At 63.4% G+C, this 25,247-nt stretch carries 32 protein-coding genes; 20 read left to right on the top strand and 12 right to left on the bottom strand.

The features are described 5' to 3' along the window. Positions 1 to 4 precede the first annotated feature (4 nt). A complete protein-coding gene (locus C8D77_RS16390; protein WP_109664988.1) occupies positions 5 to 661 on the bottom strand; it encodes a glutathione S-transferase family protein in 657 nt (218 codons plus the stop codon). Between the two features lie 120 nt (positions 662 to 781). Next, complete coding sequence (locus C8D77_RS16385; RefSeq protein ID WP_109664984.1) at positions 782 to 1,618, bottom strand: alpha/beta fold hydrolase; 837 nt, start codon at positions 1,616 to 1,618, stop codon at positions 782 to 784. Positions 1,619 to 1,714: 96 nt separating this feature from the next. On the opposite strand from C8D77_RS16385, the gene C8D77_RS16380 reads away from it, so the two are divergent. From C8D77_RS16380 to C8D77_RS16370, 3 genes are all read left to right on the top strand, one after another. Beyond that, positions 1,715 to 2,236: a winged helix-turn-helix transcriptional regulator gene (locus tag C8D77_RS16380; RefSeq protein ID WP_109664981.1), complete on the top strand. Its 522-nt coding sequence runs from the start codon at positions 1,715 to 1,717 to the stop codon at positions 2,234 to 2,236. A gap of 77 nt (positions 2,237 to 2,313) precedes the next feature. Continuing rightward, the gene (locus tag C8D77_RS16375; RefSeq protein WP_023810948.1) at positions 2,314 to 2,547 is read left to right on the top strand and encodes a hypothetical protein; all 234 of its coding nucleotides are present in this window, start codon (positions 2,314 to 2,316) and stop codon (positions 2,545 to 2,547) included. A gap of 165 nt (positions 2,548 to 2,712) precedes the next feature. Continuing rightward, positions 2,713 to 3,144: a GlcG/HbpS family heme-binding protein gene (locus C8D77_RS16370; RefSeq protein ID WP_109664978.1), complete on the top strand. Its 432-nt coding sequence runs from the start codon at positions 2,713 to 2,715 to the stop codon at positions 3,142 to 3,144. A 21-nt stretch (positions 3,145 to 3,165) separates the two neighbouring features. Here the strand turns inward: C8D77_RS16370 and C8D77_RS16365 are convergent, their stop codons facing one another. From C8D77_RS16365 to C8D77_RS16355, 3 genes are all read right to left on the bottom strand, one after another. Beyond that, positions 3,166 to 3,567 (bottom strand): hypothetical protein, encoded by a 402-nt coding sequence (locus tag C8D77_RS16365; protein WP_013529226.1) that lies wholly within the window; start codon positions 3,565 to 3,567, stop codon positions 3,166 to 3,168. Positions 3,568 to 3,812: 245 nt separating this feature from the next. Then, positions 3,813 to 3,995 (bottom strand): 50S ribosomal protein L32, encoded by a 183-nt coding sequence (gene rpmF / locus C8D77_RS16360; RefSeq protein WP_008834724.1) that lies wholly within the window; start codon positions 3,993 to 3,995, stop codon positions 3,813 to 3,815. Positions 3,996 to 4,136: 141 nt separating this feature from the next. After that, positions 4,137 to 4,898 (bottom strand): transglycosylase domain-containing protein, encoded by a 762-nt coding sequence (locus C8D77_RS16355; protein WP_109665474.1) that lies wholly within the window; start codon positions 4,896 to 4,898, stop codon positions 4,137 to 4,139. A gap of 78 nt (positions 4,899 to 4,976) precedes the next feature. Between C8D77_RS16355 and C8D77_RS16350 the strand changes: the two genes are divergently transcribed. The 3 genes from C8D77_RS16350 (at position 4,977) to C8D77_RS16340 (ending at position 9,357) form a co-directional block, all read left to right on the top strand. Next, a complete protein-coding gene (locus C8D77_RS16350; protein ID WP_109664974.1) occupies positions 4,977 to 5,894 on the top strand; it encodes a polyprenyl synthetase family protein in 918 nt (305 codons plus the stop codon). Positions 5,895 to 6,061: 167 nt separating this feature from the next. Continuing rightward, positions 6,062 to 6,868: a class I SAM-dependent methyltransferase gene (locus tag C8D77_RS16345; protein ID WP_109664970.1), complete on the top strand. Its 807-nt coding sequence runs from the start codon at positions 6,062 to 6,064 to the stop codon at positions 6,866 to 6,868. Between the two features lie 149 nt (positions 6,869 to 7,017). Next, a complete protein-coding gene (locus tag C8D77_RS16340) occupies positions 7,018 to 9,357 on the top strand; it encodes a response regulator (RefSeq protein ID WP_109664967.1) in 2,340 nt (779 codons plus the stop codon). A 17-nt stretch (positions 9,358 to 9,374) separates the two neighbouring features. Here C8D77_RS16340 and C8D77_RS16335 read toward each other — a convergent pair whose 3' ends face one another. The 5 genes from C8D77_RS16335 to C8D77_RS16315 form a co-directional block, all read right to left on the bottom strand. Next, entirely contained in the window at positions 9,375 to 10,127 is a 753-nt protein-coding gene (locus C8D77_RS16335; RefSeq protein ID WP_164757545.1) for a Stf0 family sulfotransferase, read from the bottom strand. Positions 10,128 to 10,187: 60 nt separating this feature from the next. Continuing rightward, the gene (locus tag C8D77_RS16330; RefSeq protein ID WP_109664961.1) at positions 10,188 to 10,739 is read right to left on the bottom strand and encodes a chloramphenicol phosphotransferase CPT family protein; all 552 of its coding nucleotides are present in this window, start codon (positions 10,737 to 10,739) and stop codon (positions 10,188 to 10,190) included. Positions 10,740 to 10,785: 46 nt separating this feature from the next. Then, the gene (locus C8D77_RS16325) at positions 10,786 to 11,640 is read right to left on the bottom strand and encodes a lytic transglycosylase domain-containing protein (protein ID WP_109664957.1); all 855 of its coding nucleotides are present in this window, start codon (positions 11,638 to 11,640) and stop codon (positions 10,786 to 10,788) included. A 5-nt stretch (positions 11,641 to 11,645) separates the two neighbouring features. Further along, on the bottom strand, positions 11,646 to 12,896 hold the full coding sequence (ispG, locus tag C8D77_RS16320) for a flavodoxin-dependent (E)-4-hydroxy-3-methylbut-2-enyl-diphosphate synthase (protein ID WP_056586899.1): 1,251 nt from the start codon (positions 12,894 to 12,896) through the stop codon (positions 11,646 to 11,648). Positions 12,897 to 13,229: 333 nt separating this feature from the next. After that, entirely contained in the window at positions 13,230 to 13,409 is a 180-nt protein-coding gene (locus C8D77_RS16315) for a YdcH family protein (protein ID WP_056586668.1), read from the bottom strand. 241 nt (positions 13,410 to 13,650) lie between these two features. Between C8D77_RS16315 and C8D77_RS16310 the strand changes: the two genes are divergently transcribed. Continuing rightward, on the top strand, positions 13,651 to 13,854 hold the full coding sequence (locus C8D77_RS16310; RefSeq protein WP_023757446.1) for a YdcH family protein: 204 nt from the start codon (positions 13,651 to 13,653) through the stop codon (positions 13,852 to 13,854). Between the two features lie 24 nt (positions 13,855 to 13,878). Here the strand turns inward: C8D77_RS16310 and C8D77_RS16305 are convergent, their stop codons facing one another. After that, positions 13,879 to 14,667: an IclR family transcriptional regulator gene (locus C8D77_RS16305; protein WP_109664954.1), complete on the bottom strand. Its 789-nt coding sequence runs from the start codon at positions 14,665 to 14,667 to the stop codon at positions 13,879 to 13,881. A gap of 121 nt (positions 14,668 to 14,788) precedes the next feature. Here C8D77_RS16305 and C8D77_RS16300 point away from each other — a divergent pair, with 121 nt between their 5' ends. From C8D77_RS16300 to C8D77_RS16245, 12 genes are all read left to right on the top strand, one after another. After that, positions 14,789 to 15,661, top strand: a complete 873-nt coding sequence (locus C8D77_RS16300; protein ID WP_109665470.1) for a transporter substrate-binding protein — start codon at positions 14,789 to 14,791, stop codon at positions 15,659 to 15,661. A gap of 215 nt (positions 15,662 to 15,876) precedes the next feature. Then, on the top strand, positions 15,877 to 16,542 hold the full coding sequence (locus C8D77_RS16295) for an amino acid ABC transporter permease (RefSeq protein WP_109664951.1): 666 nt from the start codon (positions 15,877 to 15,879) through the stop codon (positions 16,540 to 16,542). A gap of 1 nt (position 16,543) precedes the next feature. Next, positions 16,544 to 17,194: an amino acid ABC transporter permease gene (locus tag C8D77_RS16290; RefSeq protein WP_109664948.1), complete on the top strand. Its 651-nt coding sequence runs from the start codon at positions 16,544 to 16,546 to the stop codon at positions 17,192 to 17,194. A gap of 4 nt (positions 17,195 to 17,198) precedes the next feature. Next, positions 17,199 to 17,993, top strand: coding sequence for an amino acid ABC transporter ATP-binding protein (locus C8D77_RS16285; RefSeq protein WP_109664945.1), 795 nt, complete (start codon positions 17,199 to 17,201; stop codon positions 17,991 to 17,993). A 38-nt stretch (positions 17,994 to 18,031) separates the two neighbouring features. Then, positions 18,032 to 18,493, top strand: a complete 462-nt coding sequence (locus C8D77_RS16280) for a RidA family protein (protein ID WP_109664942.1) — start codon at positions 18,032 to 18,034, stop codon at positions 18,491 to 18,493. Between the two features lie 27 nt (positions 18,494 to 18,520). Continuing rightward, positions 18,521 to 19,726 carry an aminotransferase class V-fold PLP-dependent enzyme gene (locus C8D77_RS16275; protein ID WP_109665466.1) on the top strand — a complete coding sequence of 402 codons (1,206 nt, stop codon included), beginning with the start codon at positions 18,521 to 18,523 and terminating at the stop codon, positions 19,724 to 19,726. A 153-nt stretch (positions 19,727 to 19,879) separates the two neighbouring features. Beyond that, positions 19,880 to 20,827 (top strand): metallophosphoesterase family protein, encoded by a 948-nt coding sequence (locus C8D77_RS16270; RefSeq protein WP_109664939.1) that lies wholly within the window; start codon positions 19,880 to 19,882, stop codon positions 20,825 to 20,827. Between the two features lie 54 nt (positions 20,828 to 20,881). Further along, positions 20,882 to 21,196, top strand: a complete 315-nt coding sequence (locus C8D77_RS16265; protein WP_109664935.1) for a cupredoxin domain-containing protein — start codon at positions 20,882 to 20,884, stop codon at positions 21,194 to 21,196. A 46-nt stretch (positions 21,197 to 21,242) separates the two neighbouring features. Next, complete coding sequence (locus C8D77_RS16260) at positions 21,243 to 21,782, top strand: sigma-70 family RNA polymerase sigma factor (RefSeq protein WP_109664932.1); 540 nt, start codon at positions 21,243 to 21,245, stop codon at positions 21,780 to 21,782. Next, on the top strand, positions 21,779 to 22,711 hold the full coding sequence (locus tag C8D77_RS16255) for an anti-sigma factor family protein (protein ID WP_109664929.1): 933 nt from the start codon (positions 21,779 to 21,781) through the stop codon (positions 22,709 to 22,711). Before C8D77_RS16260 ends, C8D77_RS16255 begins: the two co-directional genes overlap by 4 nt. A 99-nt stretch (positions 22,712 to 22,810) precedes the next feature. Continuing rightward, positions 22,811 to 23,308, top strand: a complete 498-nt coding sequence (gene purE, locus C8D77_RS16250) for a 5-(carboxyamino)imidazole ribonucleotide mutase (RefSeq protein WP_109664925.1) — start codon at positions 22,811 to 22,813, stop codon at positions 23,306 to 23,308. After that, positions 23,305 to 24,381 carry a 5-(carboxyamino)imidazole ribonucleotide synthase gene (locus C8D77_RS16245; RefSeq protein WP_109664922.1) on the top strand — a complete coding sequence of 359 codons (1,077 nt, stop codon included), beginning with the start codon at positions 23,305 to 23,307 and terminating at the stop codon, positions 24,379 to 24,381. The genes purE and C8D77_RS16245 overlap by 4 nt, the downstream gene beginning before the upstream one ends. Positions 24,382 to 24,395: 14 nt before the next feature. Here C8D77_RS16245 and C8D77_RS16240 read toward each other — a convergent pair whose 3' ends face one another. Then, positions 24,396 to 24,818 carry a lysozyme inhibitor LprI family protein gene (locus tag C8D77_RS16240; protein WP_109665461.1) on the bottom strand — a complete coding sequence of 141 codons (423 nt, stop codon included), beginning with the start codon at positions 24,816 to 24,818 and terminating at the stop codon, positions 24,396 to 24,398. 228 nt (positions 24,819 to 25,046) lie between these two features. On the opposite strand from C8D77_RS16240, the gene ykgO reads away from it, so the two are divergent. After that, positions 25,047 to 25,172, top strand: coding sequence for a type B 50S ribosomal protein L36 (gene ykgO / locus C8D77_RS16235; protein ID WP_006327841.1), 126 nt, complete (start codon positions 25,047 to 25,049; stop codon positions 25,170 to 25,172). The last annotated feature ends 75 nt before the right edge of the window (positions 25,173 to 25,247 follow it).

Raw genomic sequence — 25,247 nt, 5'->3', positions numbered from 1 at the left:
GCGATCAGCCGTTGTTGTAGGGGAAGAACTTGAAGTAGGGCTGCGCCTCCTCGATCACCCGGGCGAAAGAAGGCCGCTGCACCAGGCGGTCGTGATAGCGCTTCATGGCCGGATAATTGTCGCCGAACGGCTCGACCTTGTTGGCATAGAAAAGCGCGGGGGACGCCGCACAATCGGCCATGGTGAAGGTGTCGCCCATCGCCCAGGTCTTCGACTGCATGTCCTGCTCGATGATGGCGTAGGAATTGCGCAGCTGATCGCGGGCCTGCTCGACGCCGAATGGATCGGTCTTGTCGTCGGGGCGCAACCGGTCGCCGACGATCTTCTGCATCGGCTCCTGCACATAGAAATCATAGAAGCGATCGGCCTGGCGGACTGCCAGCGCCAGGTCGATATCGGCCGGCACGAGGTCGACCGGCCCCGGATAGTGCGCGGCCAGATATTCGACGACGATGGTCGATTCCAGCACCGTGCGGTCGCGCGCATCGTCGCGCAACGCCGGCATCTTGCCGGTCGGCGAAATCTTCAGGAAGGCCGCGCGCGACTCTGCATCGCCGAGATCGACGATGGCAGGCGTGAACGGCGTGGCGTTCTCATACAACGCGATCAATGGCTTCCAGCAGAAGGAGGCCAGCGGATGGAAATGAATCGTCAGGGACATTTTTCGCTCGTCTGTTTGGTGGTTCGTCGGTGGCCGATACACGGCTTACCGGAGCCAATACTCAAGCATTCACTTAACTATTGCGACAGGCGCCGTCCGTCAAGACCCGCCTGTGCCGCCTCAGCTGGCTTGGATGTGAGCAACGATTGCCGCGGATATCTCCGGCCAATCGTCCGGATGCAGCTCATGGCCGCCGCCTTCGATGTGGATGAGTTTTGCGCCAATGACCGCCTCGGCCAGCGCCTCGCCATGTTCGACCGGAAAGATCGGATCCGCCGTGCCGTGGATGACCAGCAGCGGAGCCTCCATCTCGTGAAGGCGGCCCTTCCATGCGGCGCCGCCTTTGAGCATGAAATGGTTGGTCGCGCTCAGGAAGCCGCCGGAGCGGTCGTAATCCTGCTCAATGAAAGCCCGCGTCCCGGCCTCGTCGAATGGATGCGCGATGCTGGCGATCGCCCGCGCATCTCTGACGATGAAATCGACCACCTGGCCATGGTCCGACCAGTCGACTTTGGCCCCTTCGGCCGAATGCTCGGTATAGGCATCGCTCGTTTGCGGCAGATGCGAGGTGTCGGTTCCCACGGGCGAGCTGCTAATGACGGTCAGCGATGCGACGCGGGAGGGATGCTTGAGCGCCACAAACTGTGCAATCATGCCGCCCATCGACATGCCGACGACATGCGCCTTGTCGATGCCGTGGTCGTCGAGAACATGCATTGCATCGTCCGCCATGTCGTCGAATGTGTAGGGCGGCTCGCCCGGCTTGTATTTGGTCGAGCGGCCGGTATCGCGATTGTCATAGCGGATCACGAACAGGCCGGCCTCAGTCAGTTTCCGGCACAGCGCCTCCGGCCACCAGAGCATCGAGGCCATGGCTCCCATGATCAGCAAAAGCGGCGGGTTCGCCGGGTCGCCAAAGGCTTCGGATATGATTTCGGGGCGTTCGATCGTCGTCATGGCGCGGCTTCCTCTCTGCAAAACTGATTGCATTTCGCAATCGGTTGCACGATAATAAAACTGATACGATAATGCAACCGGTTTTGGAGAAATCTCATGAGCATGGATCGCCGGTCCGGATGCCCGATCAACCTGTCGCTGGAAGTGTTCGGCGACCGCTGGAGCCTGATCATCCTTCGCGACATGATCTTCGGCGGCAGGCGCCATTTTCGCGAGATGCTCAACGGATCGATGGAAGGCATTGCCTCCAACATCCTCGCCGACCGGCTGAAGCGCCTGATGGAGCTGGGCATGCTGACCAAGGCCGATGATCCCTCGCACAAGCAGAAGGCGATCTACAGCCTGACCGAGATGGCGATCACGCTGGTCCCTATCCTGGCCCATCTCGGCGCCTGGGGCCGCGTCTGGCTGCCGGTCAGCGACGAACTGTCGATCCGCGCCGAACTTCTGGAAAAGGGCGGACAGCCGATGTGGGACAAATTCATGGACGAGTTGCGCCACGAACATCTCGGCATGCCGCTCGATACGATGTCTGGCCCTTCTGTCCGCGCGACCCTACAGGCCGCCTATGAGGCGGTGGTCGCCAGCAAGGCCCTCGCCGCCAGCACGGCCGCGTAACCAACTTATTTTCCCGTTTTAGGGCCGGCTCTGCTAGAAGAGGCGGAAAATCACATTTTACGGGATTGGATAAGGTCTTGGTTGAAAACTCTCGGGATGCTGCCCGCGCGCGCGCCGACCTGCGTTTCAAGAAGCAGGAAGAGGCGGCAACCGTCCGCCAGAAGGCGATGGCCGAATACGTCGCCGAGAGCGACGCCCGCCAGGCCAAGACCAACAAGTTGCGGGCGCTCCGTCTCGCCAAGGAAGCGGAAGATCTCGCCAACGCGCCGGCGGCGCCCGCCAAGAAGCCGGCCCGCGCCAAGAAAAAATAGACCAGCCACGCCTGGAGCCAGACAAGCGTCAAGGCCTATCCGCATGGTGTCGGCGAAGGCCGCTTTCCATCCCGCCTCTTCACGCGAAGCAATTTCAACCGAAACCGGGATGTTATCTCGCCCGTCGACGGTCAATGATCGACGCGTTTCAACCAGGAGACTGCCATGACCGCACTGCCGCTCGAAAAAGCCAGGCAAATCATCGATGCTGCCTTTGCCAAGGGCGCCGATCTCAAGCTCAAGCCGCTCGGCGTCTCGGTGCTTGATGCCGGCGGGCATCTGGTCGCCTTCCAGCGCCAGGACGGCGCCTCGTTCCTGCGCCCGCAAATGTCGGCCGGCAAGGCCTACGGCGCGCTCGCCATCGGCATGGGCTCGCGCAAAGTCGAGGCCTTCGCCAAGGAGCGCCCGCATCTCGTCGCTGGCATCTCGGACGTGTCGGGCGGACGCGTGCTGCCGGTCGTCGGCGGCGTGCTGATCCGCGACAAGGCCGGCGCCATCATCGGCGCCGTCGGCATTTCAGGCGACACGTCGGACAATGACGAAACGGCGGCAATCGCCGGCATCGAGGCAGCCGGCTTTACCGCCGATCCGGGCTGAGCGCTGGCGTCGGCGCCGGCTCTAATTCAGATTGATGTCTCTACTGGCCGACCGCATCGACACCGCGAATCCGGCCAGCACATCGAACAGCGCGATGACCATCAGCGTGAAGAAGACGGAGTGGGCGGCGCCCTTCACCAGCAGGAACTCGACCAGGAACGCCACGAAGACCAGCGTCGACAGAAGGTGGTCCATGATCGAGGCATTGGTCGTGCGCACCGACTTCGCCATTTCGAGGAACAGGAAGATCAGCCCAATCAGCACCATCAGATCGCCAAGCGTCATCGAGAACACGCCGCCCGACATCATGCTGAACGAGAAGACCTCGCTCGCCCACGGATCGTCACCGCTGCCGAATATTCCCAGCAGTCCGAGATTGTAGAGCACGAAAGGCACGATCAGCAGCGGAATGGCACCGAACATCTGGCGTCTCCATGTGGGGGCAATCCTTTGTAGAATGCGCCACAGGCACGCCGTCAAGATGTTTCGGTGGCAGCCCTGAACACGGTCGAAGACCGCACGCAACAACCATGTCAGCCGGTTGCTCGGCTGGAGAGCTGCGACGATTGCCGCCCACGCTTCGAGATGCGCGCCACCCGGCCCCCAAACGCAAAAGGACCGGCCACTGGCCGGTCCTTTTGTAATTCAAACCTTTGGAAAAGCTGGTCTCAGCTTTCCTTGGGCGTCAACACCTGACGGCCGCGATACATGCCGGTCTTCAGGTCGATGTGGTGCGGACGGCGCATTTCGCCGGAATTCTTGTCCTCGACATAGGTCGGGGCCTTGAGAGCGTCGGCCGAGCGGCGCATGCCGCGCTTGGACGGAGAGGTTTTTCGTTTCGGAACGGCCATGGATATGCTCCATTACATGGTCAAAAAGCCCCGCCCGCCCTCGTGAAAGGGCCATGTCGGGGCCGGAATCTGAGAAAGTCGGGTGCCTATACACGCCCTGTGCCGTTTTGGCCAGCACTGCCGCGAATTTTTTTGAGTTGTCTAGCGAAGACAACCGACATAGGCGCCCGAACGACCAGCCCGGCGCTCGATGAGGTTGGCGAGTCTTCTCAGGCCCGGCCCGGGTTTGGCCGGGTTGCGGGCGATCGGATTTGGCAAGGAAACGGCCAAAAGTGCAGCCTGCCGTCGCGACAGCTGTTTTGCCGAAACGCCGAAATGATGCTGTGCCGCGGCCTCGATGCCGTAGATGCCCGGCCCCCACTCGGCGATGTTGAGATAGATTTCCATGATGCGCCGTTTCGACATCACCGCATCGAAATAGACTGCCAGCGGCAGTTCGACCACCTTGCGCACCGAACCCAGCGGCCGTGACCACAGAAACAGGTTCTTGACCGTCTGCATGGTGATGGTCGAAGCGCCGCGCGTTGCTTCGCCGGCCAGCGCGTCGTCGACGACGCCCCGCAATTCGCCGAGATCGACGCCACGATGGAAGCAGAACTGCCCATCCTCCGACATGATGACGGAATTGGCCAGCACCGGCGACACATCGTCGATCGACACCCAGCGGCGGTCATAGCCGGAGAACGTCGCCAGGTCCTTCAGCATAAGCGTCGAGACCGGATGCACGAAGGATGGCAGATAGAGGAACGTCAGCACGACCGGAATCAAAGCCAGCACCGCGGCCACGACGATGCCGCGCCGGACCCAGCGCTTGAGACCGCGGCGGTTTACGCCTCGCGATCTCGTCGCCATGTCCAGCTTTTCGGTTTCATGATCGACGATCGGTTCCGCCAAGCCGCCCAACCCGTACATTTGCCTGCTCCGGCATAATGGCGCTTGCCTTCTTGCGCAACGTCTGAGTGTCGGCTACCGGTCCCGGCCATGACGAATGACGACGAAATGGCGTTCGAAATGGCACTCATCAGACGGGCTGCCGCCGTCGAGGTGCTTCTGCGGCGATTGCTCGACGACCGCGCGCTTTCGGGCGAGATCGCCCGGCCCGACCGGTTGATGGCGGCGATGCGCCACGGCGTGCTCAATGGCGGCAAGCGCCTGCGCCCCTTCCTGGTCATGGAAAGTGCGGCACTTTTTTCCGCCGACGGCGAGGCGGCACTGCGCGTCGCCGCCGCGCTTGAATGCGTGCACTGTTATTCGCTGATCCACGACGATCTGCCCGCCATGGACGACGATGATCTGCGCCGTGGCCAGCCGACCGTGCACAAGGCCTTCGACGAGGCAACCGCCATCCTGGCCGGCGACGCCTTGCTGACGCTGGCCTTCGACATCATTGCCGGCGAGGCGACCACGCTGCCGGCGGAGCGGCGGGCAGCCCTTGTGCTGGCGCTTGCCCGCGCGGCCGGAGCAGGTGGCATGGTCGGTGGCCAGAAGCTCGACCTCGAAGCCGAACAGGACCCACCGGACGAGGCCGGCATCATCCGGCTTCAGGCGATGAAGACCGGCGCGCTTATCCGCTTTGCCTGCGAGGCAGGCGCCCTCATCGCCGGCACTCCTGCCGAGGATCGGGAGCGGCTGGCCGAATTCGGCTCCGCGATCGGTCTTGCCTTCCAACTCGCCGACGACCTGCTCGACCTGACCGCCGATGCCAGCCAGATGGGCAAGGCAACCGGCAAGGACGCTGCCGCCGGCAAGGCGACGCTGGTCGCGCTGCATGGCGCGAATTGGGCGCGCAGCCAACTGCACGGTCTCGTCGAACAGGCGCATGCACTGCTTGAGCCCTATGGCGACGATGCCCAGTTGCTGAAGGAAGCGGCGACATTCGTGGCGGTGCGTAACAGCTGAGGTCGGGGCCAACCAAGACATCGAGCTGATCGCTGATCAAAGCACGCTCGTCCCCGCCGACCGGTTCAGAGATTGAACTTGAACGGAAGCCTGCCGAAGCAGAGGATCGACATCGCTTTGCCATCCTCACGGCAACCACGCGGTGCGGACAGAGTTGGAGGGATGCCATGTCGACCACCGACAAGCTGTTCAGCGGTTCCATTGCCGAGGTCTACGACCGGGCGATGGTGCCGCTGATCTTCGAGCCATATGCGCGGGATCTGGCGGAGCGGGCGTCGAAACTCGGACCGCAATCGGTGCTCGAAGTGGCTGCGGGCACCGGTGTGGTAACACGTGCGCTCGCAGCAAGACTGCCGGCGAAAGCACGCATCGTGGCCACCGATCTTAACCAGCCCATGCTTGACCACGCGCGCACGCGGATGGCGGACGATCCTCGGATCATCTGGCAGCAGGCCGATGCCCAGGCGCTGCCCTTCGAGGACGCACAGTTCGACGCCGTGGTCTGCCAATTTGGTGCGATGTTCTTCCCCGATCGGGTGGGCGCCTACGGCCAAGCGCGGCGGGTGATGCGGCCGGGCGGGCATTTTCTGTTCAACGTCTGGGGCGCCATCGAAGAGAACGAGTTCGCCGATGAAGTGACGCGGGCGCTCGGCGATTTCTTCCCCACCGATCCGCCGCGCTTCATGGCGAGGACGCCGCACGGCTATCACAATGCGGACGCCGTCCGTGGCGACCTGCATGCCGCCGGGTTCCGTGACGTCACCATCGAGCCTCTGGATGCCGTGAGTGCCGCTCCGTCGCCTTATGAGGCGGCCGCGGCCTATTGCCAGGGCACACCCCTGCGTGCCGAGATCGAGGCGCGCGGCGGCTCGCTGGAGGAGGCGACGCGATACGTGGCGAATGCCATGGGGAAACGGTTCGGGGAGGGCCCGGTGAGTGGCCGCATCCGCGCCCTCGTCGCCGTGGCGGCCTGAGACCCGAAAGTGACCTCGGAAGGATTGTCAGGGTCAAGAAGCTGTCATCCATCCGGCGGTTCGCATGGCTCGCCTATCCACACGAAATTTTAATGTAAATGAAGCGTAATCCCGACCATTAAAATGGTGCGTATGTGTTGGGGTTGCGCATGCCGGAATATTCGTCCTTCATCCGGTCAGTCCGGATTCGCTATATTTCGGGGTTGCTGATCTTCGCGCTGGCTTCCGCGGGCATCGTGATTGCGCTCGATCGTGTCAATTCCTTTCGCCGTGACATCGATGCGCTGAGCAGCAACCTCGTCATCTTCACCCGCGACCTGCGCAACGCGACCAGCTTTGCCGAAACGACCGGCACAGCCTGGCGGGCGGAGACACGCGATGCGCTGACCACATCGGCGCGCGGCCATTCGGAACGCCTGACCGGCGAGATCGAGACGCTGACCGCCCAGCTTGCCGCGATCAAGCCGCGCCTGTCGACCAAGACCGTCAACGAACTCCAATCCACTTCCGTCAACGGCGACCTGTTCTGGTCGCCGCGCGACATGGTGCGCAACTTCAACCTGATGTCGGTGGCGCAGAAGGTCGACGAGTGGAGCTATCGCGAAATCCGCAACCAGAACGACCTGTTCGCCCAGCCCATGCTGGTCCGCGTCCGCACCGCCATGGACGATGAGCGCCAACTGGCCGATGCCTCCTCAGACAGGCTGCTGTTGTGGGCAAGCGGCATCCTGTTCGCAGCCCTTGCCATCGTCGCCTTCTGGATCTTCCGCCCGATGGAAGTGGCGATCCGCCGCGCCTTTGCCGAATCCGCCGAATCCCTGTTCAAGGCCGAGGCCGCCGACCGCGCCAAGTCGGAATTCCTGGCCAATATGAGCCACGAAATCCGCACGCCGATGAACGGCGTGCTCGGCATGGCCGAACTGCTGGCCAAGACCGATTTGACGGCGCGCCAGAGGACCTTCACCGACGTCATCGTCAAATCCGGCAATGCGCTGCTCACCATCATCAACGACATCCTCGATTTCTCGAAGATCAATGCCGGGCAACTCACCCTCGACCCCGCTCCCTTCCGCCTTTCCGAGGCGGTCGAGGATGTGGCGACGCTGGTATCGGCGCGCGTCGCCGAAAAGAACCTCGAACTGATCGTGCGCGTCGACCCGCGCCTGCCGGCCCATGTCGTCGGCGACGCCGGCCGGTTCCGGCAGATCATCACCAACCTGCTCGGCAACGCGGTGAAGTTCACCGAAAAGGGTCATGTGCTGATCGATGTCGGCGGCGAGATCGTCAACGACGTGGTCCAGCTCAAGGTTCGCGTCGAGGACACCGGCATCGGCATACCGGCCGAGAAACTGCAGAACGTGTTCGAGAAATTCGCGCAGGTCGACGGCTCGTCCACCCGCCGTCATGAGGGCACTGGGCTGGGCCTCGCCATCGCCGCCCGCCTCGTCGACCTGATGGCAGGCAAGATCGGCGTCGAGAGCGAGATCGGCCGCGGTTCCGTGTTCTGGTTCGCTGTGCCGCTGCCCGCGCATCAGGCCGCGGCGCGTGACGAAATCGTGCCGGTCGACGTAACCGGCGCGCGTGTGCTGGTCATCGACGACAATCCGGTCAACCGCGAAATCCTGCTCGAGCAGCTCAGGAGCTGGAGCTTCGATTGTGCCGCCGCCGAAAGCGGCGCCGTCGGGCTGGCCTTCCTCGACCGCGCCTTTCAGCTGGGCGCCGCCGTCGACTGCATCATCCTCGACTATCAGATGCCGGGCATGAACGGCGCCGACGTCGCCAGAGCCATTGCTTACGACAGTCGGCTATCCTCCATCCCGGTGGTGTTGCTGACCTCGGTCGACCAGGTCGATTTCGGCAAGATGATCATCGACTTCGGCATTGCCGCGCACCTGACCAAGCCGGCGCGCTCCGCGGTCCTGCTCGGCACCGTCATCTCGGTCGTGCAGAAGGCCCGCTCGCAGGTCGGCAAGGCGCAGTTCGTCCGCGAACCGATCGTGCAGGCTCCCCCGGCAGCACCACCTGCCTTTACCGTCATCCGCGGCCCGGCGATGCCGGTCGCGGTAGTGCCGGAATCGACAACCACGCCAAACGGACCGATCGACATCCTGATTGCCGAGGACAATGACGTGAACCAGCTGGTGTTCGGCCAGATCCTCAATGGGTTGGGCTTGAGCTACCGCATCGCCGGCAACGGCCGCACGGCGGTCGAGATGTACCGGGCGCTGCGCCCCAAGCTGATCCTGATGGACGTCTCGATGCCGGAGATGAATGGCTACGAAGCGACCCGCGCGATCCGGGCCATGGAGACCTCGACGGGCACCCACATACCGATCATCGGCGTCACCGCGCATGCGCTGAAGGGCGATCGCGACAAGTGCATCGAGTCCGGCATGGACGACTATCTGCCGAAGCCCGTTTCGCCCGACCGCCTCGGCACCAAGATCGGCACCTGGCTCAGCGAGACGGTGGTGGCCAGGACCGCCTAGCCGCGTCTACAGATGCGTCAGACGGCTGCGTCCAGACGATAGCGGCGCATCCAGTCGAGGCTCGTGTCGTCAGAGAGCTTTGCAACGCCGGGGCTTACATCCTCGGCGCCAGGGGCTCGGACCCCCAGGGCTTCGCAGATGCCTAGCAATGTCGCAGCCGGGTTCGCGGCAAGACGCTCATAGCCGACCCGCAGCGGGGATATGCCTTGCTCCGCGAACCAAATGTTCCAGGCTGCATCATAGGTCTCGAGTTCCGTGACCTCACGCCTGATCCGCTCGAAATCATATTGGGGCTCTTTCGGCGGTGCGACCCTTTCGATCTCGGTGCCGTCGGGAGCGATATGCCAAAGGCCGGTCTGCTCGGCTTTGATCAGAGAGACAGCCTGCGCAAGCTTGTCCTCCCGAGAGAGGTGTATGTAGAGGATGAGGCCAAAGGCCTTTTCAAGACGCGCTCTATCGGATGGCAGTTTTGGGAAAATCCGGTCGAGGATGGCCGAGAGTTCATCCAGATTTTCGCGCATCAAGCGAAGGCCGAAGAGGCCGGTCCCACCCTTGCCGGCGGCGATCGCCGCGTTGAGATAGGCGACATTGAATTCGAGTTCGCTGATCGTGTCGCGATCAGGAAGCTTCCACTCTTCGGCCCACTCCGACACGTCCTGCCGCCGATAGAATGAGTGGGGCGTGCCGGCCGTCTTCGTGGACTCCAGAAGCTTGCACAACAGAGTGCTTCCGGTTCTCGGCGTGCCGCAGATAATGTATCCATCGAACATGTTGCGGCCCAGGCTGCTCGTCAAAGGCAGGGCTGTCGCCCCTGGTGAAGATGGCCGCCGCTATAGCTGAAATCTTTGCTGGATGCGACGGGCGCAATCGAGTGGCGTAAGGACGCCGGAGTCGACTTCGAGGTCGTAATCTATGCCCTTGTGCACGCGTTCATATTGCCAGCGCGCCAGCCCTGGCATTCGGTCGCCCCGCAGGGCCTCACGCGCTTCCAGCACTTCCAGCGGCGCCCGGACACCAACGACATGGAGATCGAAGGCCGATAGCAGTTCGAGATAGTCCGGCAGTTCGCCATTGCAAAGCACGTCATCGACGATGAGGTTGTTGCCTTGCCCGGCCATCGCCGCGATGGCGTGGCGCATGCCGCGCAGGGTTCGCGCCCCAACCGGTCCGGTACCGATCACGACCGAAGGCTTGCCGTCCCGTTGGATGGTTTGATAGGAAAAACCATCCATATGGTCCTGCAAGGCGTCGGGCAGCATCGCGATGAAAGTGTCCATCTCGACATGCAAGAAGGGCGCGGCGGTGATTGTCTGCAACGCCTTGGCGATCGAGCTCTTGCCGGCACTGCCGACGCCGTTGAGCAAAATGATCCTGGCTTTCACCTACAGCCCCTCTCTCAGACAAGACATCGTGCCGGCAGGGGTCAAATTACCGGTTGCGCACCACCACGCATGCCCCGCCGACACTTTGCAATTTCTGGCAGATGACGTTGGCATCGGCGCGGTGGTCGACACCGATCCTGACTGCGTAGATGCCGCGCCGGCCGATTGGCGTGCGCACCCGGCTGACCACCGGATCGTGCCCGTTGAGCAGGGCCGGGAACCGGCTCCTTACCCGCAGCCACTGGTTGATCGCGGCACTGCGGCGGAAATTGCCAGCCACCTGGATGCCCCACGGCTTTATGTTGATCGAGGCCATCGCCACGGTCCGCGACATGATCACCGGCAGCCTGCGGCATGCGATGGCAAAATCCGTCTTTGCATCGAGTGGCTCGATCTTTCCGGCATAGGCCCGGTCGGTGAACTTGTCGGCCGGCTCGCCCATGATGTCGAAGACATAGCTTTCGGTTTCCATCGGCAGGAAGCCGCCGGAGCTGAGCCAGCGCGACACCCGGCTCTCACCGGCATTGTAGGCGGCCGCCGCCAGGCCGAGATTGCCATAGCCGGTTTTCATTTCGGCGAGATATCTAGCCGAGGCCGGGATCGCCTGGTCGATGTCGAAGGAATTGGCGAGCCCCCGCATCTTGGCGGTGCCCGGCATGAACTGGGCGATGCCTTCGGCGCCGACCGGACTGACGGCGTTGGGATCGAAACGGCTCTCCTTCCAGATCAGCCGGGCGAAGAAATCCCTGGGCAGGCCGTTCTGATCGGCATGCGCCTGGATCAGGGTGCAGACCCTGTCGATCAGCCGCTGCTTGGCGGATTGCGGCGGATCCGCTTGAACAGCTGTCGAGCAGACCAGGGCGCAAAGTAAAACGAGCGTCGCCCTGAGGAAACGCTGCATCGCACCTACTCCGCCGCGGCCTTGCCGCGACCAAACCGTTGCTCGATATAGTCGGCGACCATTTTCTCGAAATCCGCCGCGATCGATGGCCCGCGCAGGGTCGCCGCCTTCTTGCCGTCGACGAAGACAGGCGCGGTCGGTGTCTCGCCGGTGCCGGGCAGCGAAATGCCGATGTCGGCATGCTTGGACTCGCCCGGACCGTTGACGATGCAACCCATCACGGCGACCTTGAGGTTCTCGACGCCTGGATATTTTTCGCGCCACACCGGCATGTTCTTGCGCAGATCCGCCTGGATGTTCTGGGCAAGTTCCTGGAACACGGTCGAGGTCGTGCGGCCGCAGCCCGGGCAAGCGGCGACGATCGGCACGAACTGCCTGAACCCCATGGTCTGCAGCAACTCCTGCGACACCTGCACCTCACGCGTTCGGTCGCCGTTCGGCTCCGGCGTCAGCGAGATGCGAATGGTGTCGCCGATGCCTTGCTGCAGCAGGATGCCCATCGCGGCCGACGAAGCGACGATGCCTTTCGAGCCCATGCCGGCCTCGGTGAGGCCGAGATGCAGCGCGTGGTTGGAGCGGGTGGCGAGCTCGGTATAGACGGCGATCAGGTCCTGCACGCCGCTGACCTTGGCCGACAGGATGATTTTCTCGCGGCCAAGGCCGATCTCTTCCGCCATCTCGGCCGAAAGGATCGCCGACTGCACGATCGCCTCGCGCGTCACCTCTTGCGCGGTCAGCGGAAAACCCTTGTCCTGGTTGTCGTCCATCAACCGAGTCAAAAGCTCCTGGTCGAGCGAGCCCCAGTTGACCCCGATGCGCACCGGCTTGTCGTGTTTGATCGCCATCTCGACAATCGCGGCGAACTGCCGGTCCTTCTTGTCCTTGAAGCCGACATTGCCGGGGTTGATGCGATATTTGGCCAGCGCCTCGGCACAGGCCGGATGATCGGCCAATAGCTTGTGGCCGATATAGTGGAAATCTCCGACCAGCGGCACGTTGATGCCAAGCCGCTGAAGCCGCTCGTGAATGCGCGGCACAGCAGCAGCACTCTCGTCGCGATCGACGGTGATGCGCACGATCTCCGAGCCGGCCCGGTGGAGTGCTGCGACTTGCGCAACCGTCTGGTCGACATCGGCCGTGTCGGTGTTGGTCATCGACTGCACGACAACGGGCGCGCCGCCACCGACGACCACGCCGCCGACGTCGACGCCGACCGAGGTGCGGCGGGGAAAAGGAGAGGAAAAATATCCGGTCATGCCGGCAGCCTTTTGTCTCTGGAGCGCCATGCGTCCAACTGGACGCACAAAATGCGCTCCGGGCCGATGCGCTAAAGTCCGGGCATGAGGTGGAGGAGCAAAGATGGCTTGTCAATGGCGACAGGTCGCCACTGGCCGGAATCGGTCCGCCGCCATGGGCCAGAAACAATCGATAATCTGGCGAAAGCTGGCGACGGCCGAAGTGGAAATTGAACGGATGGCAGTCCAGACTCGACCGATAGCCCAGTACTGGAAATCAAAACCCACCATGCCGGCGGCGGGAACCGCCGGGAAAAAAGGCCGCGGATCGTAAGCGGCTAGGTCAGCAGGGCATCAATGCGTGGTCGGTTTCCCTCTTAGTTTTTCAATCGCATCCTTGAGTGCCAGCTTGCGTCGCTTGAGATTCACGATTTCGAGGTCGTCGACCGATGGATGGTTCATCGCGTCATCGATTTCACGTTCGATGTCGCCGTGTTTCCGCTGCAACTCATCAAGATGGGATGCAAGAGACATGATTGGTTCTCCCTTTCATGGTTTCCTCGATTGCAACCGTCACGGCGCGTCCACCGCAGGTTCGCTTTCTGTGACGGCACGGTGACAGTGTGCCACCTTCCGGCAACGATGTCGAATGATCCGTGGTAGCATTCCACGACAATGTGAAATGTGATATGGGCTGCGCGCCGGTTGCAAAATCACGCCGGCCCCGCCCAATCAGGCCCATTTTTGGGCGCCGCAGACGTGCAGACGGTAGATAATGTCCGATCAGGAACAGGCTGATATCCGCCTCGAATATTCCCGGCTGAAGCAGGAGCACGCGGATTTCGATGCGGCCATCAACGCGATGATCGCCATGGCCTGCGATCCACTGCAGATCCAGCGCATGAAGAAGAAAAAGCTGTTCCTCAAGGACCGGCTGATGGCGCTCGAAGACAAGATCATTCCCGACATCATTGCCTGAACCAGCATTGGCTGGCTGGCGCGCCTAGGCCACGGTCGAAAGCTTCGCGGCGCGGTTGCGCAGCAGGCCGATGAGTTCGCCGGTCCGCTCCTCGGACGTATCGATGGGAACCACCAGGCACATCGTCGCTTCGACCTTGCCCGGCGCTGAAAACACCGGCGCGGCAAGGCACTTCGTATAGGCATCGACAAGGCCCGAAGTGACGCAATAGCCGGTGATCCGCGCTTTTGCGATATCGGCGACGAAATCGTCGAGCCGCAGTTTGCGCCCGTCGGGCAGCACGAGATCGTCGTCCGACACCATGTCTTCGATCTCAGCCTTCTCCAGTCCCGCCAGAAGCAGCCGCCCCGAGGCCGTCCAGGGCAGCGGTATCTGCAAGCCGGTGGCGGAACTGATGCGGAACGGCCTGGTGCCGGGACTCGCGTGGACGATCGTATAGCGCCCGCTTTGCAGCATGCACAGTTCGGAGGTCTCGCCGGTCTCGCGCGACAGATTGTCGACCTCCTGGCGCCCCCGCCTCAAGAGGTCGTTGCCCCGCACATAATCCATTCCATAGAGATAGAGCTTCTTGCCGAAATAGACGCGATTGCCGTCGCTTTCCATTTCCAGCAGTCCCGCATCGACCAGCGACCGCACCAGCGTGTAGGTCGTCGAGCGGGGCGCATTCACGCCTTTGGCAAGGTCGCCAATGCCGATCGCCCGCTGGGTCGTGTGAAGAAACTCCAGAATCTCGAGCACCCGGTTGAGCCCCTTTTCACGGGAGCCCGAGATCTTCTCGCCGGCCGAAACTGCCGAGGCATTGCCATCTTGCATTGTCGATTCCTAGTGTTAATATCTGTCTTGTACAGGGTACACTCGTCTCTTGTAAGAGACAAAATTACCAACGCGTGTCTTGCCTGTGCACAAGGGGAACACAACACGAAAGGAGGTCGCCGTGAACGACACATCCGGAAGACGTGATTTTCTGAAATTGGGAATGGCAGGGCTGGCCACGGCTGGCGTGCTGGCAACCGTCGATGCCCAGAAGGCCGCTGCCCAGGCGGCACCCGACAGCTTGCTGCGCACCGTGCTCGATCGCGGCAAGCTGATCGTCGGCACCGGCAGCACCAACGCACCCTGGCACTTCGAGAATGATGCCGGCGAACTCGTCGGCATGGACATCACCATGGGGCGCATTCTCGCCAAGGGCCTTTTCGACGATCCGACCAAGGTCGAATTCGTCATGCAGGATCCGGCTCAGCGCATTCCCAACGTGACCACCAACAAGGTCGACATCACCATCCAGTTCATGACGATGAGCGCCCAACGCTCGCAGCTGGTCAATTTTTCCCGGCCTTACTACGTCGAGGGCATCGCCCTGCTGAGCCTTCCGACCGCCGAGAACAAGACCTTCGACAAGCTGCTTGCCGGCGGCGCGGCAACACGCGTCTCCATCCTGCAGAATGTCGATGCCGAAGCGCAGGTGCATTCGGTCCTGCCCCAGTGCCAGGTCATGCAGATCGATACCCAGGCCAACGTGCTGCAGGCGCTGGAATCGAAACGCGTTGACGCCGCTGCCGTCGATCTGTCCACGGTGCGCTGGCTCGCCTCGCGCAATCCGGACAAATATTTCGACGCCGGCAAGAGCTGGCTGAGCATGCTTTATGGCGCAGCCCTGCGGCAAGGCGACCTCGACTGGCTGACCTTCGTCAACGCGACCTTCACCATCGCCATGTTCGGTCACGAAAACGCACTCTACGATGCCGCCTTCAAGGACTATTTCGGACAGGAGCCGCCGGCGCGCCATCCCGGCTTCCCGGCCATCTGACCTGCATCGGGCGGAAGGGCGTATCCAGCGCCCTTCCACCTCCGACAACCCTCGGCACCAAGGCTTGTTGAGATTCAGGCCAGGCCGAGTCGAAAACGGTGGTTTTCGAGAACCGGAGCGGAGCGTACTTAAAGTACGTGAGCACCGGAAGCGCAGAAAGCCGGCGTTTGCAGGCCGGCATCACCTGAATATCAACAAGCCTTTAAGGCGGACGCATGGGCTATGCCCTTAATTTCAACCTGATCTGGCGGCACTTCGACAAGCTTTGGGGCGGCCTGCTGCTCAGTCTCGAGCTTGCCGTCATATCGATCGCCATCGGCATCGTCATCGGCCTGGTTCTGGCGGTCTGGTACGTGTCTGCCGGACGCATCGTGCGCACCATCATCGCCGCCTATGTCGAATTCATCCGCAACGTGCCGCTGATCCTGCTCGTCTATCTCGTCTTCTACGGCCTGCCGACGGTGGTCGATATCGCCTACAGCGCGCCGACCTCGTTTGTCGTGACGCTGTCGCTCTACAGCGGCGCCTATCTGGTCGAGGTGTTCCGCTCCGGGCTCGAAGCCGTTCCGCGCGGACAGCTGGATGCCGGCAAGGCAATCGGCCTGACGCCGTGGCAAAGGCTGCTCAACGTGCGCCTGCCGACCATGCTGCGCATCACGCTGCCGGCGCTGTCCAACACCTTCATATCGCTGTTCAAGGACACGTCCATCGCGTCGGTCATCTCGGTGCCGGAGCTGACCTATGGCGCCCAGTGGATCAACTTCAACACCTTCCGCATCGTCGAGGTCTATCTCGTGGTCACCGCGATGTATCTGGTGACCGGCTACATCCTGCTTTTCGCGCTTCGCCTTGTCGAGCGCCGGTTCAGGGCGGCGCGCTGACATGCTCACCCAGATCGCCTATGCCTTGCCTTTCCTCGCCCAGGGCTTTGCCCTGACACTGTGGGTGTCCCTGCTGGTCGTGGTGTTTTCACTGATCGCTGGCGTGATCATGGGTGTCGGCCTCGTCTATGGCCCCATACCGTTGCAATGGGCCGTGCGCATCTTCAGCGACACCATTCGCGGCATCCCGATCCTGGTGCTCATCTTCTTTGTCTACTACGGCCTGCCTGCGGTCGGGCTTCATCTGCCATCCTTCTGGGCAGCGGTGCTGGCGCTGACCCTGTTCAAGACGGCGCAGGTGGTCGAATATCTCAGGGGTGCGGTCGGCTCCATTCCGAGAGGGCAATCCGAGGCGGCCATGGCGATCGGACTGACCTTTCGCCAGCGGCTCGCCTACGTCATCTTCCCACAGGCGTTCAGGCGCTTCCTGCCGCCCTGGATCAACGGCGTCACCGACGCGGTCAAGGGCAGCGCGCTGGTGTCGCTGCTCGGCATCACCGACCTGATGCAGGCCATCAACCAGGTCATCGGCCGCACCTACGAAGCCATGCCGCTCTATGTTCTCGGCGCGCTCATCTACTTCGCGGTCAACTACGCGCTTTCGCTGGCCAGCCGGCGGCTCGAGCGGCGTTTCTCCTTCATCCGGGAATAGCAAGATGTCCACCAGCTCGACCAACATCCCGGCCCTTCTCGATGTCACCGATGTTTCCAAATCCTTTGGAACCGTCCAGGTCTTGCGTTCGGTCAGCCTGCGGGTGGCGCGCGGCGAAGTGGTGACGGTCATCGGCCCATCGGGCAGTGGCAAGACCACGCTATTGCGCTGCGTCAACTTCCTCGAAAGCTATGACAGCGGTTCGATCCGCATCGACGGCAAGGAGGTCGGCTTTCGCGAAACAGGCGCCCGCCAGCGCCGCGGCGAACGCGACCTCGCCGCGATGCGCGCCGAGACCGGCATGGTGTTCCAGAGCTTCAACCTCTTTCCGCACCTGACGGCCGCCGGCAACATCATGCTCGGCCTCACCAAGGTGCGCGGCAAGAGCCGTGCGGAGGCCCGCACCATCGCCGACCACTGGCTCGGTCGGGTCGGCCTCGCCCACAAGGCCGACAGCCTGCCCGCCGAACTGTCCGGCGGCCAGCAGCAGCGTGTCGGCATTGCCCGTGCCGTGGCCATGGGGCCGAAGATCCTGCTTCTCGACGAGATAACCTCCGCGCTCGACCCGGAACTGGTCGGCGAGGTGCTCGAGGTTGTGCGCAGCCTGGCCGAGGACGGCATGACGATGGTGATGGTCACGCACGAAATGGCCTTTGCCCGTGATGCCTCGAGCCGCATCATCTTCATGGCCGATGGCGGCGTCAGCGCGGCGGGTCCACCTAGCGAAATCCTGGCGGCGGACACCGACAACGAGCGCCTGCGCACCTTCCTGGCACGCTTCCGCGCCTCGCATTTCTAGAACGAGACAGCAAAAGCTGTCGCAAGGAGCCTTCTTTCATGACGCCTTATATCCGGCTCGCCGCGTTGGGCCTGACGCTGCCCGAGCCGCCGACCCCGATCGCCAATTTCGTCACCCATGCCGAAAGCGGCCGGCTGATCTTCCTGTCCGGCCAGGGACCGCTGCGGACAGACGGCACGCTGTTCACCGGCAAGGTGGGAGACGATGTCACCGTCGAGCAGGCCTATGGCCATGCCCGCCTCACCGGCCTCAATCTGCTCGCCGTCATGCACGCGGCCACTGGCGACCTTGGTCGCATCGTGCGCATCGTCAAGCTGCTCGGCTTCGTCAACGCGATACCGACCTTCAGCGACCACCCGAAAGTGGTCAATGGCTGTTCCGATCTGTTCGCCGACGTGTTCGACAGTATCGGCGGCCATGCCCGCTCGGCGATCGGCGTCGGCTCCTTGCCTGGAAATATCACCGTTGAAATCGAGGCGGTCGTCGAGATCGCCTCCTGACCTCTCGAGAAAATGGGAACCGCAGAAATGAAAACCTATTCCGCCGACGGCTCCAACACCACGATTCGCGAACGGCTCGGCCTTCGCCCGATCATCAACGTCTCCGGCACGATGACGGCGCTCGGCGCGTCGATCATCGTCCCGGAAGCGATCAGCGCCATGGCGGAAATGGCCTCGCAATGGGTGGAGATGGACGATCTGCAGCGTGCCGCAAGCACGATCGTCGCGCGCCTCACCGGCGGCGAGGCCGGTTTCATCACTGCTTGCTGCGCCAGCGGCATCACCATGGCGATCGCCGGGGCGATGACAGGAACCAACCTGCTTGCCATCGAACGCCTGCCGGACGACACAGAAGGCCTAAAATCGGAGGTGATCGTCCAGCTCGGCCACATCGTCAACTACGGCGCGCCTATCGACCAGTCGGTCCGGCTGGCGGGTGCCAAGGTCGTGCCGGCCGGCACGGTCAGCGTGACGCAGGACTATCACGTCCGCGACGCAATCCGTGACCGCACGGCGGCGGGCCTCTATGTCGTCGCCCACCACACCGTGCAGTATGGCATGCTGTCGCTGGAGGAATTCTGCGAGATCTGCCACGCCAGGGGCGTTCCGGTGATTGTCGATGCGGCTTCCGAATATGACCTGCGCGGCTTCCTCGCGCGCGGCGCCGACATTGTCATTTACAGCGGCCACAAATTCCTGAGTGGGCCGACCAGCGGCATCGTCACCGGGCGCAAGGATCTGGTTCGAGCCGCCTATCTGCAGAACCGCGGCGTCGCGCGCGCCATGAAGGTCGGCAAGGAAAGCATCGCCGGCACCATGGCCGCACTGGAAGCCTGGGAAAAACGCGACCATGCCGGCATCCGCCGCCGCGAAGAGGCAGCACTCAATTTGTGGAAGGACACGGTGCAGGGGCTGCCGGGCATCATTGCGCAGATCATTCCCGACCCGACCGCCAACCCTCTCGATCGGTTGCAGATTTTTGTACTCCCCGAAAGCCGGTTCACCGCGGCCGGTCTCACCTCGGCGCTGGCCGCCGGCTCGCCGCCGATCATCGTACGCAACCACGAAGTGGAGCGCGGCCATTTCTTCCTCGACCCCTGCAATCTTCATCCCGGCGAGGCCGAGATTGTCGCCGAACGCCTGCGCGCCATACTGACCGCGGCCGAGCGGCCCGCCAATGCCATGAAGATGCCTAACAAGGATTCGTCCGGCGCCTTGCGCTGGCCGGTTTGAAACGCCAGCAGGCCACTGCCTGAAATGCGCCGGTCGCAATCGGCACGCGCGATCACGCGACCGTGAACGGCTGGACTCGCACCAGCCGGGAATAAACCGCCGCCGTCCCGGGTCTCCTCAGCATACGCCACTCCTGGCGTTGAGGAGACCGACATGACCCATCATCACGACGACGAGAACGGGCACATCAGCCGCCGCCATGCGCTGGAATGCATGATCTGGGCCGGCACCGGCGTGCTGTGGACGATTTCAGGCGGCATACCGGTGTCGCTCAACCTGCTCGGCGCCGCACAAGCTGCCGAAGCCATGGCCACGGGCTTCACCTTCCTGCAGATATCCGACAGCCACATCGGCTTCGACAAGGCGGCCAACCCGCATGCCATCGACACGCTGAAGGAAGCGATGGGCAAGATCCAGGCGCTGCCGCAAAAGCCGGCTTTCATGATCCATACCGGCGACATCACCCATCTGTCCAAGCCCGCACAATTCGACAATGCGGCTGAGATCATCGGCGGCGCCGGCTTCGACGTGCACTACGTGCCGGGCGAGCACGATCTGATCGACGACGGCAATGGCAAGGCCTATCTCGACCGCTACGGCAAGGGCACCAGGGGTGCCGGCTGGTATTCGTTCGACCAGAACGGCGTGCATTTCGTGGCGCTGGTCAATGTCGTCAACCTCAAGGCGGGTGGGCTCGGCAATCTCGGGCCTGAGCAGCTGGCGTGGCTGGCGGATGATCTGAAAGCGGTCAGCGCCTCGACGCCGATCGTCGTCTTCGCTCACATCCCACTATGGGCCGTCTATCCCGAATGGGGCTGGGGCACCGACGACGCGGCACAGGCGCTCGGCCTGCTCAAGCGCTTCGGCTCGGTCACCGTGCTCAACGGCCACATCCACCAGATCATGCAGAAAGTGGAAGGCAACGTCACCTTCCACACCGCGCGCTCGACCGCCTTCCCGCAGCCGGCGCCAGGCACCGCCGCCTCGCCCGGGCCGATGACAGTGCCGGCCGGACAGCTGCGCGGCCTGCTCGGCACCAGCAGCGTCACCGTGAAGCAAGGCGGGCAGGATCTCGCCATCATCGACTCGACGCTGGCTTGAGCCGGAACAGCAAAGGAAATCAACATGCTTTGCATACGCCTTCCGGCCCGGCACATGGCCGCGATCCTCGCCGCCTTCACCTTGACCACGGCGAACTGCCAGCCGCTGCGCGCGGCCGATGCGCCGATGGTCAAAATCGAGAATTTTGCCTTCACGCCGCCGGTGCTGACGGTCAAGCCCGGCACCACGGTGACCTTCAGAAACGACGACGATATTCCGCATCTGGTCGTCGCCAGCGATTCCTCCTTCCGCTCCAAGGCGCTTGACACCGGTGACACTTATGAATTCACCTTCACCAAAGCAGGCGACTTTGCCTATTTCTGCGGGCTTCACCCGCATATGCAGGGCAAAATCACCGTCGCTCCCTGAGCGGGCGCGGCAAATCCTGCCCGGAGTGCCGGATCATGCTGTGGTGTTGAGCGAGAAGGCCTTGGCCGAGCGCTTCGGCGAGGTGGTGCTGCCCCATCTCGGTGATGCGCTTGCGCTCGCCCGCTGGTTGACCGGCAACGCCGCCGACGCCGAGGATGTGGTGCAGGAAGCCTGCGTGAAAGCGCATGCCGGCATATCAGGCTATGCCGGCGGCAATGCCCGCGCCTGGCTGCTGACCATCGTGCGCAACACCGCCTACACCTGGATGTCGCGCAACCGGTCGCGCGGCATCCTCGCAGTCGGTGACCTCGGCGATCTCGACGAGATGGCGGCGGCACACGGCACCAGCCTGCCCGACGAGGATGGCCCGGAAGCGAGCCTGATCGCCAGGGCCGATACGGCAGCCCTTGAGGCGGCAATCGCAGCACTGCCGCCGCCATTCCGCGAGACGCTGGTGCTGCGCGACATCAACGGCCTCAGCTACCGCGAGATAGCGGCCATGCTGGGGGTACCGATGGGCACCGTGATGTCACGGCTGGCGCGGGCTCGCGGCCTGCTTGTATCTGCACTGGGGAGAGCGCCATGACCATGCATGACGACGGACTGCCCAACGATCCCGAGGGCATCAGGCTGATGATCCATGCCCTCGTCGATGGCGAACTCGACGCGGCAGCCGCACTCGCGGTCGAGCGGCGCATCGCCGCCGACCCGCAGCTTGCCGCCGAACATGCCCGCATCATTGCCTTGCGGGGCGCACTCGGCCGTTTGCCGCGCCCCGATGTCAGCGACGCCTTTCGGGCGCGCATCGCCGCACTTGGTGCGACAGCCACGGCACGTCCGGTGCAAGACGTACCGACGCAGGACGAAGCGGCCGGGCCGCTGCGGGGTACACCGCCGCCGCAACCGGGACTGATCGCGGGTGCACCGGTCGGGGGCGGCCAGAGACGAAACGCCGAGACACGTCCGTCGCAGACGCGGGCGCTGCCAAGGGCGCGCCGCTTCGGCTCGTTCGACTGGCGCGCTCTGGCTGCGTCGATCGTGGTCAGTGCGGTGCTGGCCAGCGGGGCGACGCAATGGGTGATGGTCGACAACGCGTCCGATAGTTTCGCAGCTGGAGTCGCCAGCGGACATCGCCGCAGCCTGCTTGCCGCCAGCCCGATCGACATCGTCTCGTCCGACCGCCACACGGTCAAGCCATGGCTCGACGCCCGGATCGGCGTGTCGCCGCCAGCGCCCGACCTCGCACAGGACGGCTACACACTCATCGGCGGTCGGGTCGAGGTGATATCAGACCGGCCGGTGCCTGCGCTGGTCTACCGCCACCGCGAGCACCTGATCACGCTGGTCGCCGAGCCGCAGCAGGGCGGCAGCACCATTGAGCCGGCCGATCTCTCGTCGGGCGGCTTTTCGCTGGTGCACTGGAGCGACGGCGCCTTCTCCTACTGGGCGATCTCCGACATGGAGCGGCCAGAACTCGACGACTTCGTCGCTCGCTTCCGCAAGGCGGCGGTATAGGCTGGTTTGCGTCTCAACAAACAGCTGCGGCGGCCGCCTATCCTTGCGGCTTCGCGCGAATTCCGCTAAGGCGCGCCTTTGTCGCCGGGGAACACAGACTTGGACGATCAACGCGCGGACGTCGCCATCATCATGGGCAGCCAGTCCGACTGGGCGACGATGCGTCATGCCGCCGAAACGCTGGAAGCACTGGGCATCCCGCACAAGCGGCTGATCATCTCCGCGCATCGCACGCCGGACCGGCTCTATGATTTCGCCAAGGGCGCCAAGGCGGCCGGCTACAAGGTGATCATCGCCGGCGCCGGCGGTGCGGCGCATCTGCCCGGCATGACGGCGGCAATGACGCCGCTGCCGGTGTTCGGCGTGCCGGTGGAATCGAAGGCGCTTTCCGGGCAGGATTCGCTGCTGTCCATCGTCCAGATGCCGGCCGGGATTCCCGTGGGAACGCTGGCCATCGGCAAGGCCGGGGCCACCAACGCAGCCCTTCTGGCCGCGGCCGTGCTGGCGCTGAACGATGACAAGCTTGCCGTCCGCCTGGATGCCTGGCGCGCCGCGCAGACCGCCAAGGTCGCCACCGAACCGACGGATACGCCGTGAGCCTGCCCGCCGGATCGACCATCGGCATCATTGGCGGCGGCCAGCTCGGCCGCATGCTGGCTGTTGCCGCCGCCCGCCTCGGCTACCGCACCGTGGTGCTGGAGCCGCAAGCGGACTGCCCCGCCGCGCAGGTCGCCAACCGGCAGATAATAGCCGCCTATGACGACCCGGCAGCCCTTGCCGAACTGGCAGCGTCGAGTTCCGTCGTCACCTACGAGTTCGAAAACGTGCCGGTCGCGGCGGCCAGCGCGTTGGCCGCCAAGGTTCCGGTCTATCCGCCGGCGCGCGCGCTGGAAGTGGCGCAAGATCGGGTGGGCGAAAAAGCATTTCTCAATGGCATCGGCATTGCCACCGCGGATTTCCACGCCGTCGACAATGATGATGAGTTGACGGCGGCGCTGAAGGCGTTCGACGGCAGCGGCATCCTGAAGACGCGCAGCATGGGCTATGACGGCAAAGGCCAGCGCGTCTTCCGCAACATGGAAACCGGCGGCTTTGCCGGCACCTGCGAGGCGATGGGCAATGTGCCGCTGATCCTGGAGTCCTTCGTGCCGTTCGAGCGCGAGATATCGGTGATCGCGGCGCGTGGGCTGGACGGCGCGGTCGTCGCCTACGATCCGGCCGAGAATGTCCACCGCAACGGCATTCTCCACACATCGACCTTGCCGGCCGCCATTATGCCCGAGACGGCGGAAGCAGCACGAACGGCCGCATCGAAGATCCTGTCGGCGCTGAACTATGTCGGTGTCATCGGCGTCGAGTTCTTCGTGCTGGCCGACGGCTCGCTGCTGGCCAACGAGATCGCGCCGCGTGTCCACAATTCCGGCCATTGGACGGAGGCAGCCTGCATCGTTTCGCAGTTCGAGCAGCACATCCGCGCTGTCGCCGGCCTACCGCTGGGCAGCCCAGACCGCCATTCCGACTGCATGATGGAGAACCTCATCGGCGACGATGTGCTGCGTGTCCCGGAGCTTCTCGCCGAGCCCGATCTGATGCTGCATCTCTACGGCAAGGCCGAGGCGCGTCCCGGCCGCAAGATGGGTCATTTCACCCGGATCAGCCGTCGCGCCTGACCCAATAAACCCGCTTATTGGAAGTCGTCGCTCTCGTCCTCGCCGGGACTGGCGCAACTCGCATCGCCTTCCTCGCAATTGGCCGCGGCGGCGAGCTGCTTGATGCGATCGTTGGTCAATCTGGTCAGGCACTGTGAAACCTCCATCGGATGGATGGAGCCACCCTCGCTGGCGGCGGTGGAATGCGCGCACTCGGCATCGCGGAAAGTGATCCAGGCGCGTTGCGCCACCTGCAGCAATCTCTTGCTGTCGGCGTCATCCGAGTTGATGAGGTCCTGGTAGGCCGTGTTGAGCCTGGCGTCGGCCGCCTGGTAATCCTCGCCCGCGCAGATGTTCATCATCTGCTGGCCGTCGTCGCTGCGGTCGCATTCCTGCGCATGGGCAACCGAGGCTCCCGCCAGCAGGAGAAGGCAGGCGGACAGGAACATTCGGCGCATGGTCGTCTCCAAATCACTTCGCGGCAGCCGCATCATCCCAGCCGGCCCACGGCCGCGCAATGCCGCCAGGTGGAGATGGCGGATATTTGATGATATGGAGAGACGGAGCACGCTTGCGGTTGACACGGACAAGGCTCCTCGTTTATGAGCCACCCACAGTTCAAAGGCGCGTCTCTGGCGTGCCTTAAGATTTCGACCCGAAGCGGGTCCACACCGACAGGCAAGACCATGAAGATCAAGAATTCGCTCAAGGCGCTGAAGGCGCGTCACCGCGACAACCAGCTGGTTCGCCGCAAGGGCCGCGTCTACATCATCAACAAGACTGCCCCGCGTTACAAGGCGCGCCAGGGCTGAGTTTTCGGGCTGGAGGCTGTTGTTGCCTCCGCCCATTTGATGTTTGTTTGCCGGCCTTCTCACGCTAAAATCACT

This window comes from Mesorhizobium loti, assembly GCF_003148495.1.
GTDB lineage: Bacteria > Pseudomonadota > Alphaproteobacteria > Rhizobiales > Rhizobiaceae > Mesorhizobium > Mesorhizobium loti.
Note: the sequence above shows the minus strand (reverse complement) of the source record. Positions and strands in the feature narration are given on the sequence as shown.

Excerpts from the sequence above, each read along its gene's own strand:
- C8D77_RS16340 (WP_109664967.1), top strand. The coding sequence starts at position 7,018 with ATGCCGGAATATTCGTCCTTCATCCGGTCAGTCCGGATTCGCTATATT.
- C8D77_RS16270 (WP_109664939.1), top strand. The coding sequence starts at position 19,880 with ATGACCCATCATCACGACGACGAGAACGGGCACATCAGCCGCCGCCAT.
- C8D77_RS16365 (WP_013529226.1), bottom strand. The coding sequence starts at position 3,567 with ATGTTCGGTGCCATTCCGCTGCTGATCGTGCCTTTCGTGCTCTACAAT.
- C8D77_RS16265 (WP_109664935.1), top strand. The coding sequence starts at position 20,882 with ATGGCCGCGATCCTCGCCGCCTTCACCTTGACCACGGCGAACTGCCAG.
- C8D77_RS16380 (WP_109664981.1), top strand. The coding sequence starts at position 1,715 with ATGAGCATGGATCGCCGGTCCGGATGCCCGATCAACCTGTCGCTGGAA.
- C8D77_RS16315 (WP_056586668.1), bottom strand. The coding sequence starts at position 13,409 with ATGTCTCTTGCATCCCATCTTGATGAGTTGCAGCGGAAACACGGCGAC.
- C8D77_RS16285 (WP_109664945.1), top strand. The coding sequence starts at position 17,199 with ATGTCCACCAGCTCGACCAACATCCCGGCCCTTCTCGATGTCACCGAT.
- C8D77_RS16295 (WP_109664951.1), top strand. The coding sequence starts at position 15,877 with ATGGGCTATGCCCTTAATTTCAACCTGATCTGGCGGCACTTCGACAAG.
- C8D77_RS16335 (WP_164757545.1), bottom strand. The coding sequence starts at position 10,127 with ATGTTCGATGGATACATTATCTGCGGCACGCCGAGAACCGGAAGCACT.
- C8D77_RS16390 (WP_109664988.1), bottom strand. The coding sequence starts at position 661 with ATGTCCCTGACGATTCATTTCCATCCGCTGGCCTCCTTCTGCTGGAAG.
- C8D77_RS16385 (WP_109664984.1), bottom strand. The coding sequence starts at position 1,618 with ATGACGACGATCGAACGCCCCGAAATCATATCCGAAGCCTTTGGCGAC.
- C8D77_RS16345 (WP_109664970.1), top strand. The coding sequence starts at position 6,062 with ATGTCGACCACCGACAAGCTGTTCAGCGGTTCCATTGCCGAGGTCTAC.
- C8D77_RS16350 (WP_109664974.1), top strand. The coding sequence starts at position 4,977 with ATGACGAATGACGACGAAATGGCGTTCGAAATGGCACTCATCAGACGG.
- ispG (WP_056586899.1), bottom strand. The coding sequence starts at position 12,896 with ATGACCGGATATTTTTCCTCTCCTTTTCCCCGCCGCACCTCGGTCGGC.
- C8D77_RS16325 (WP_109664957.1), bottom strand. The coding sequence starts at position 11,640 with ATGCAGCGTTTCCTCAGGGCGACGCTCGTTTTACTTTGCGCCCTGGTC.
- C8D77_RS16255 (WP_109664929.1), top strand. The coding sequence starts at position 21,779 with ATGACCATGCATGACGACGGACTGCCCAACGATCCCGAGGGCATCAGG.
- rpmF (WP_008834724.1), bottom strand. The coding sequence starts at position 3,995 with ATGGCCGTTCCGAAACGAAAAACCTCTCCGTCCAAGCGCGGCATGCGC.
- C8D77_RS16275 (WP_109665466.1), top strand. The coding sequence starts at position 18,521 with ATGAAAACCTATTCCGCCGACGGCTCCAACACCACGATTCGCGAACGG.
- C8D77_RS16310 (WP_023757446.1), top strand. The coding sequence starts at position 13,651 with ATGTCCGATCAGGAACAGGCTGATATCCGCCTCGAATATTCCCGGCTG.
- ykgO (WP_006327841.1), top strand. The coding sequence starts at position 25,047 with ATGAAGATCAAGAATTCGCTCAAGGCGCTGAAGGCGCGTCACCGCGAC.
- C8D77_RS16370 (WP_109664978.1), top strand. The coding sequence starts at position 2,713 with ATGACCGCACTGCCGCTCGAAAAAGCCAGGCAAATCATCGATGCTGCC.
- C8D77_RS16280 (WP_109664942.1), top strand. The coding sequence starts at position 18,032 with ATGACGCCTTATATCCGGCTCGCCGCGTTGGGCCTGACGCTGCCCGAG.
- C8D77_RS16305 (WP_109664954.1), bottom strand. The coding sequence starts at position 14,667 with ATGCAAGATGGCAATGCCTCGGCAGTTTCGGCCGGCGAGAAGATCTCG.
- C8D77_RS16240 (WP_109665461.1), bottom strand. The coding sequence starts at position 24,818 with ATGCGCCGAATGTTCCTGTCCGCCTGCCTTCTCCTGCTGGCGGGAGCC.
- C8D77_RS16290 (WP_109664948.1), top strand. The coding sequence starts at position 16,544 with ATGCTCACCCAGATCGCCTATGCCTTGCCTTTCCTCGCCCAGGGCTTT.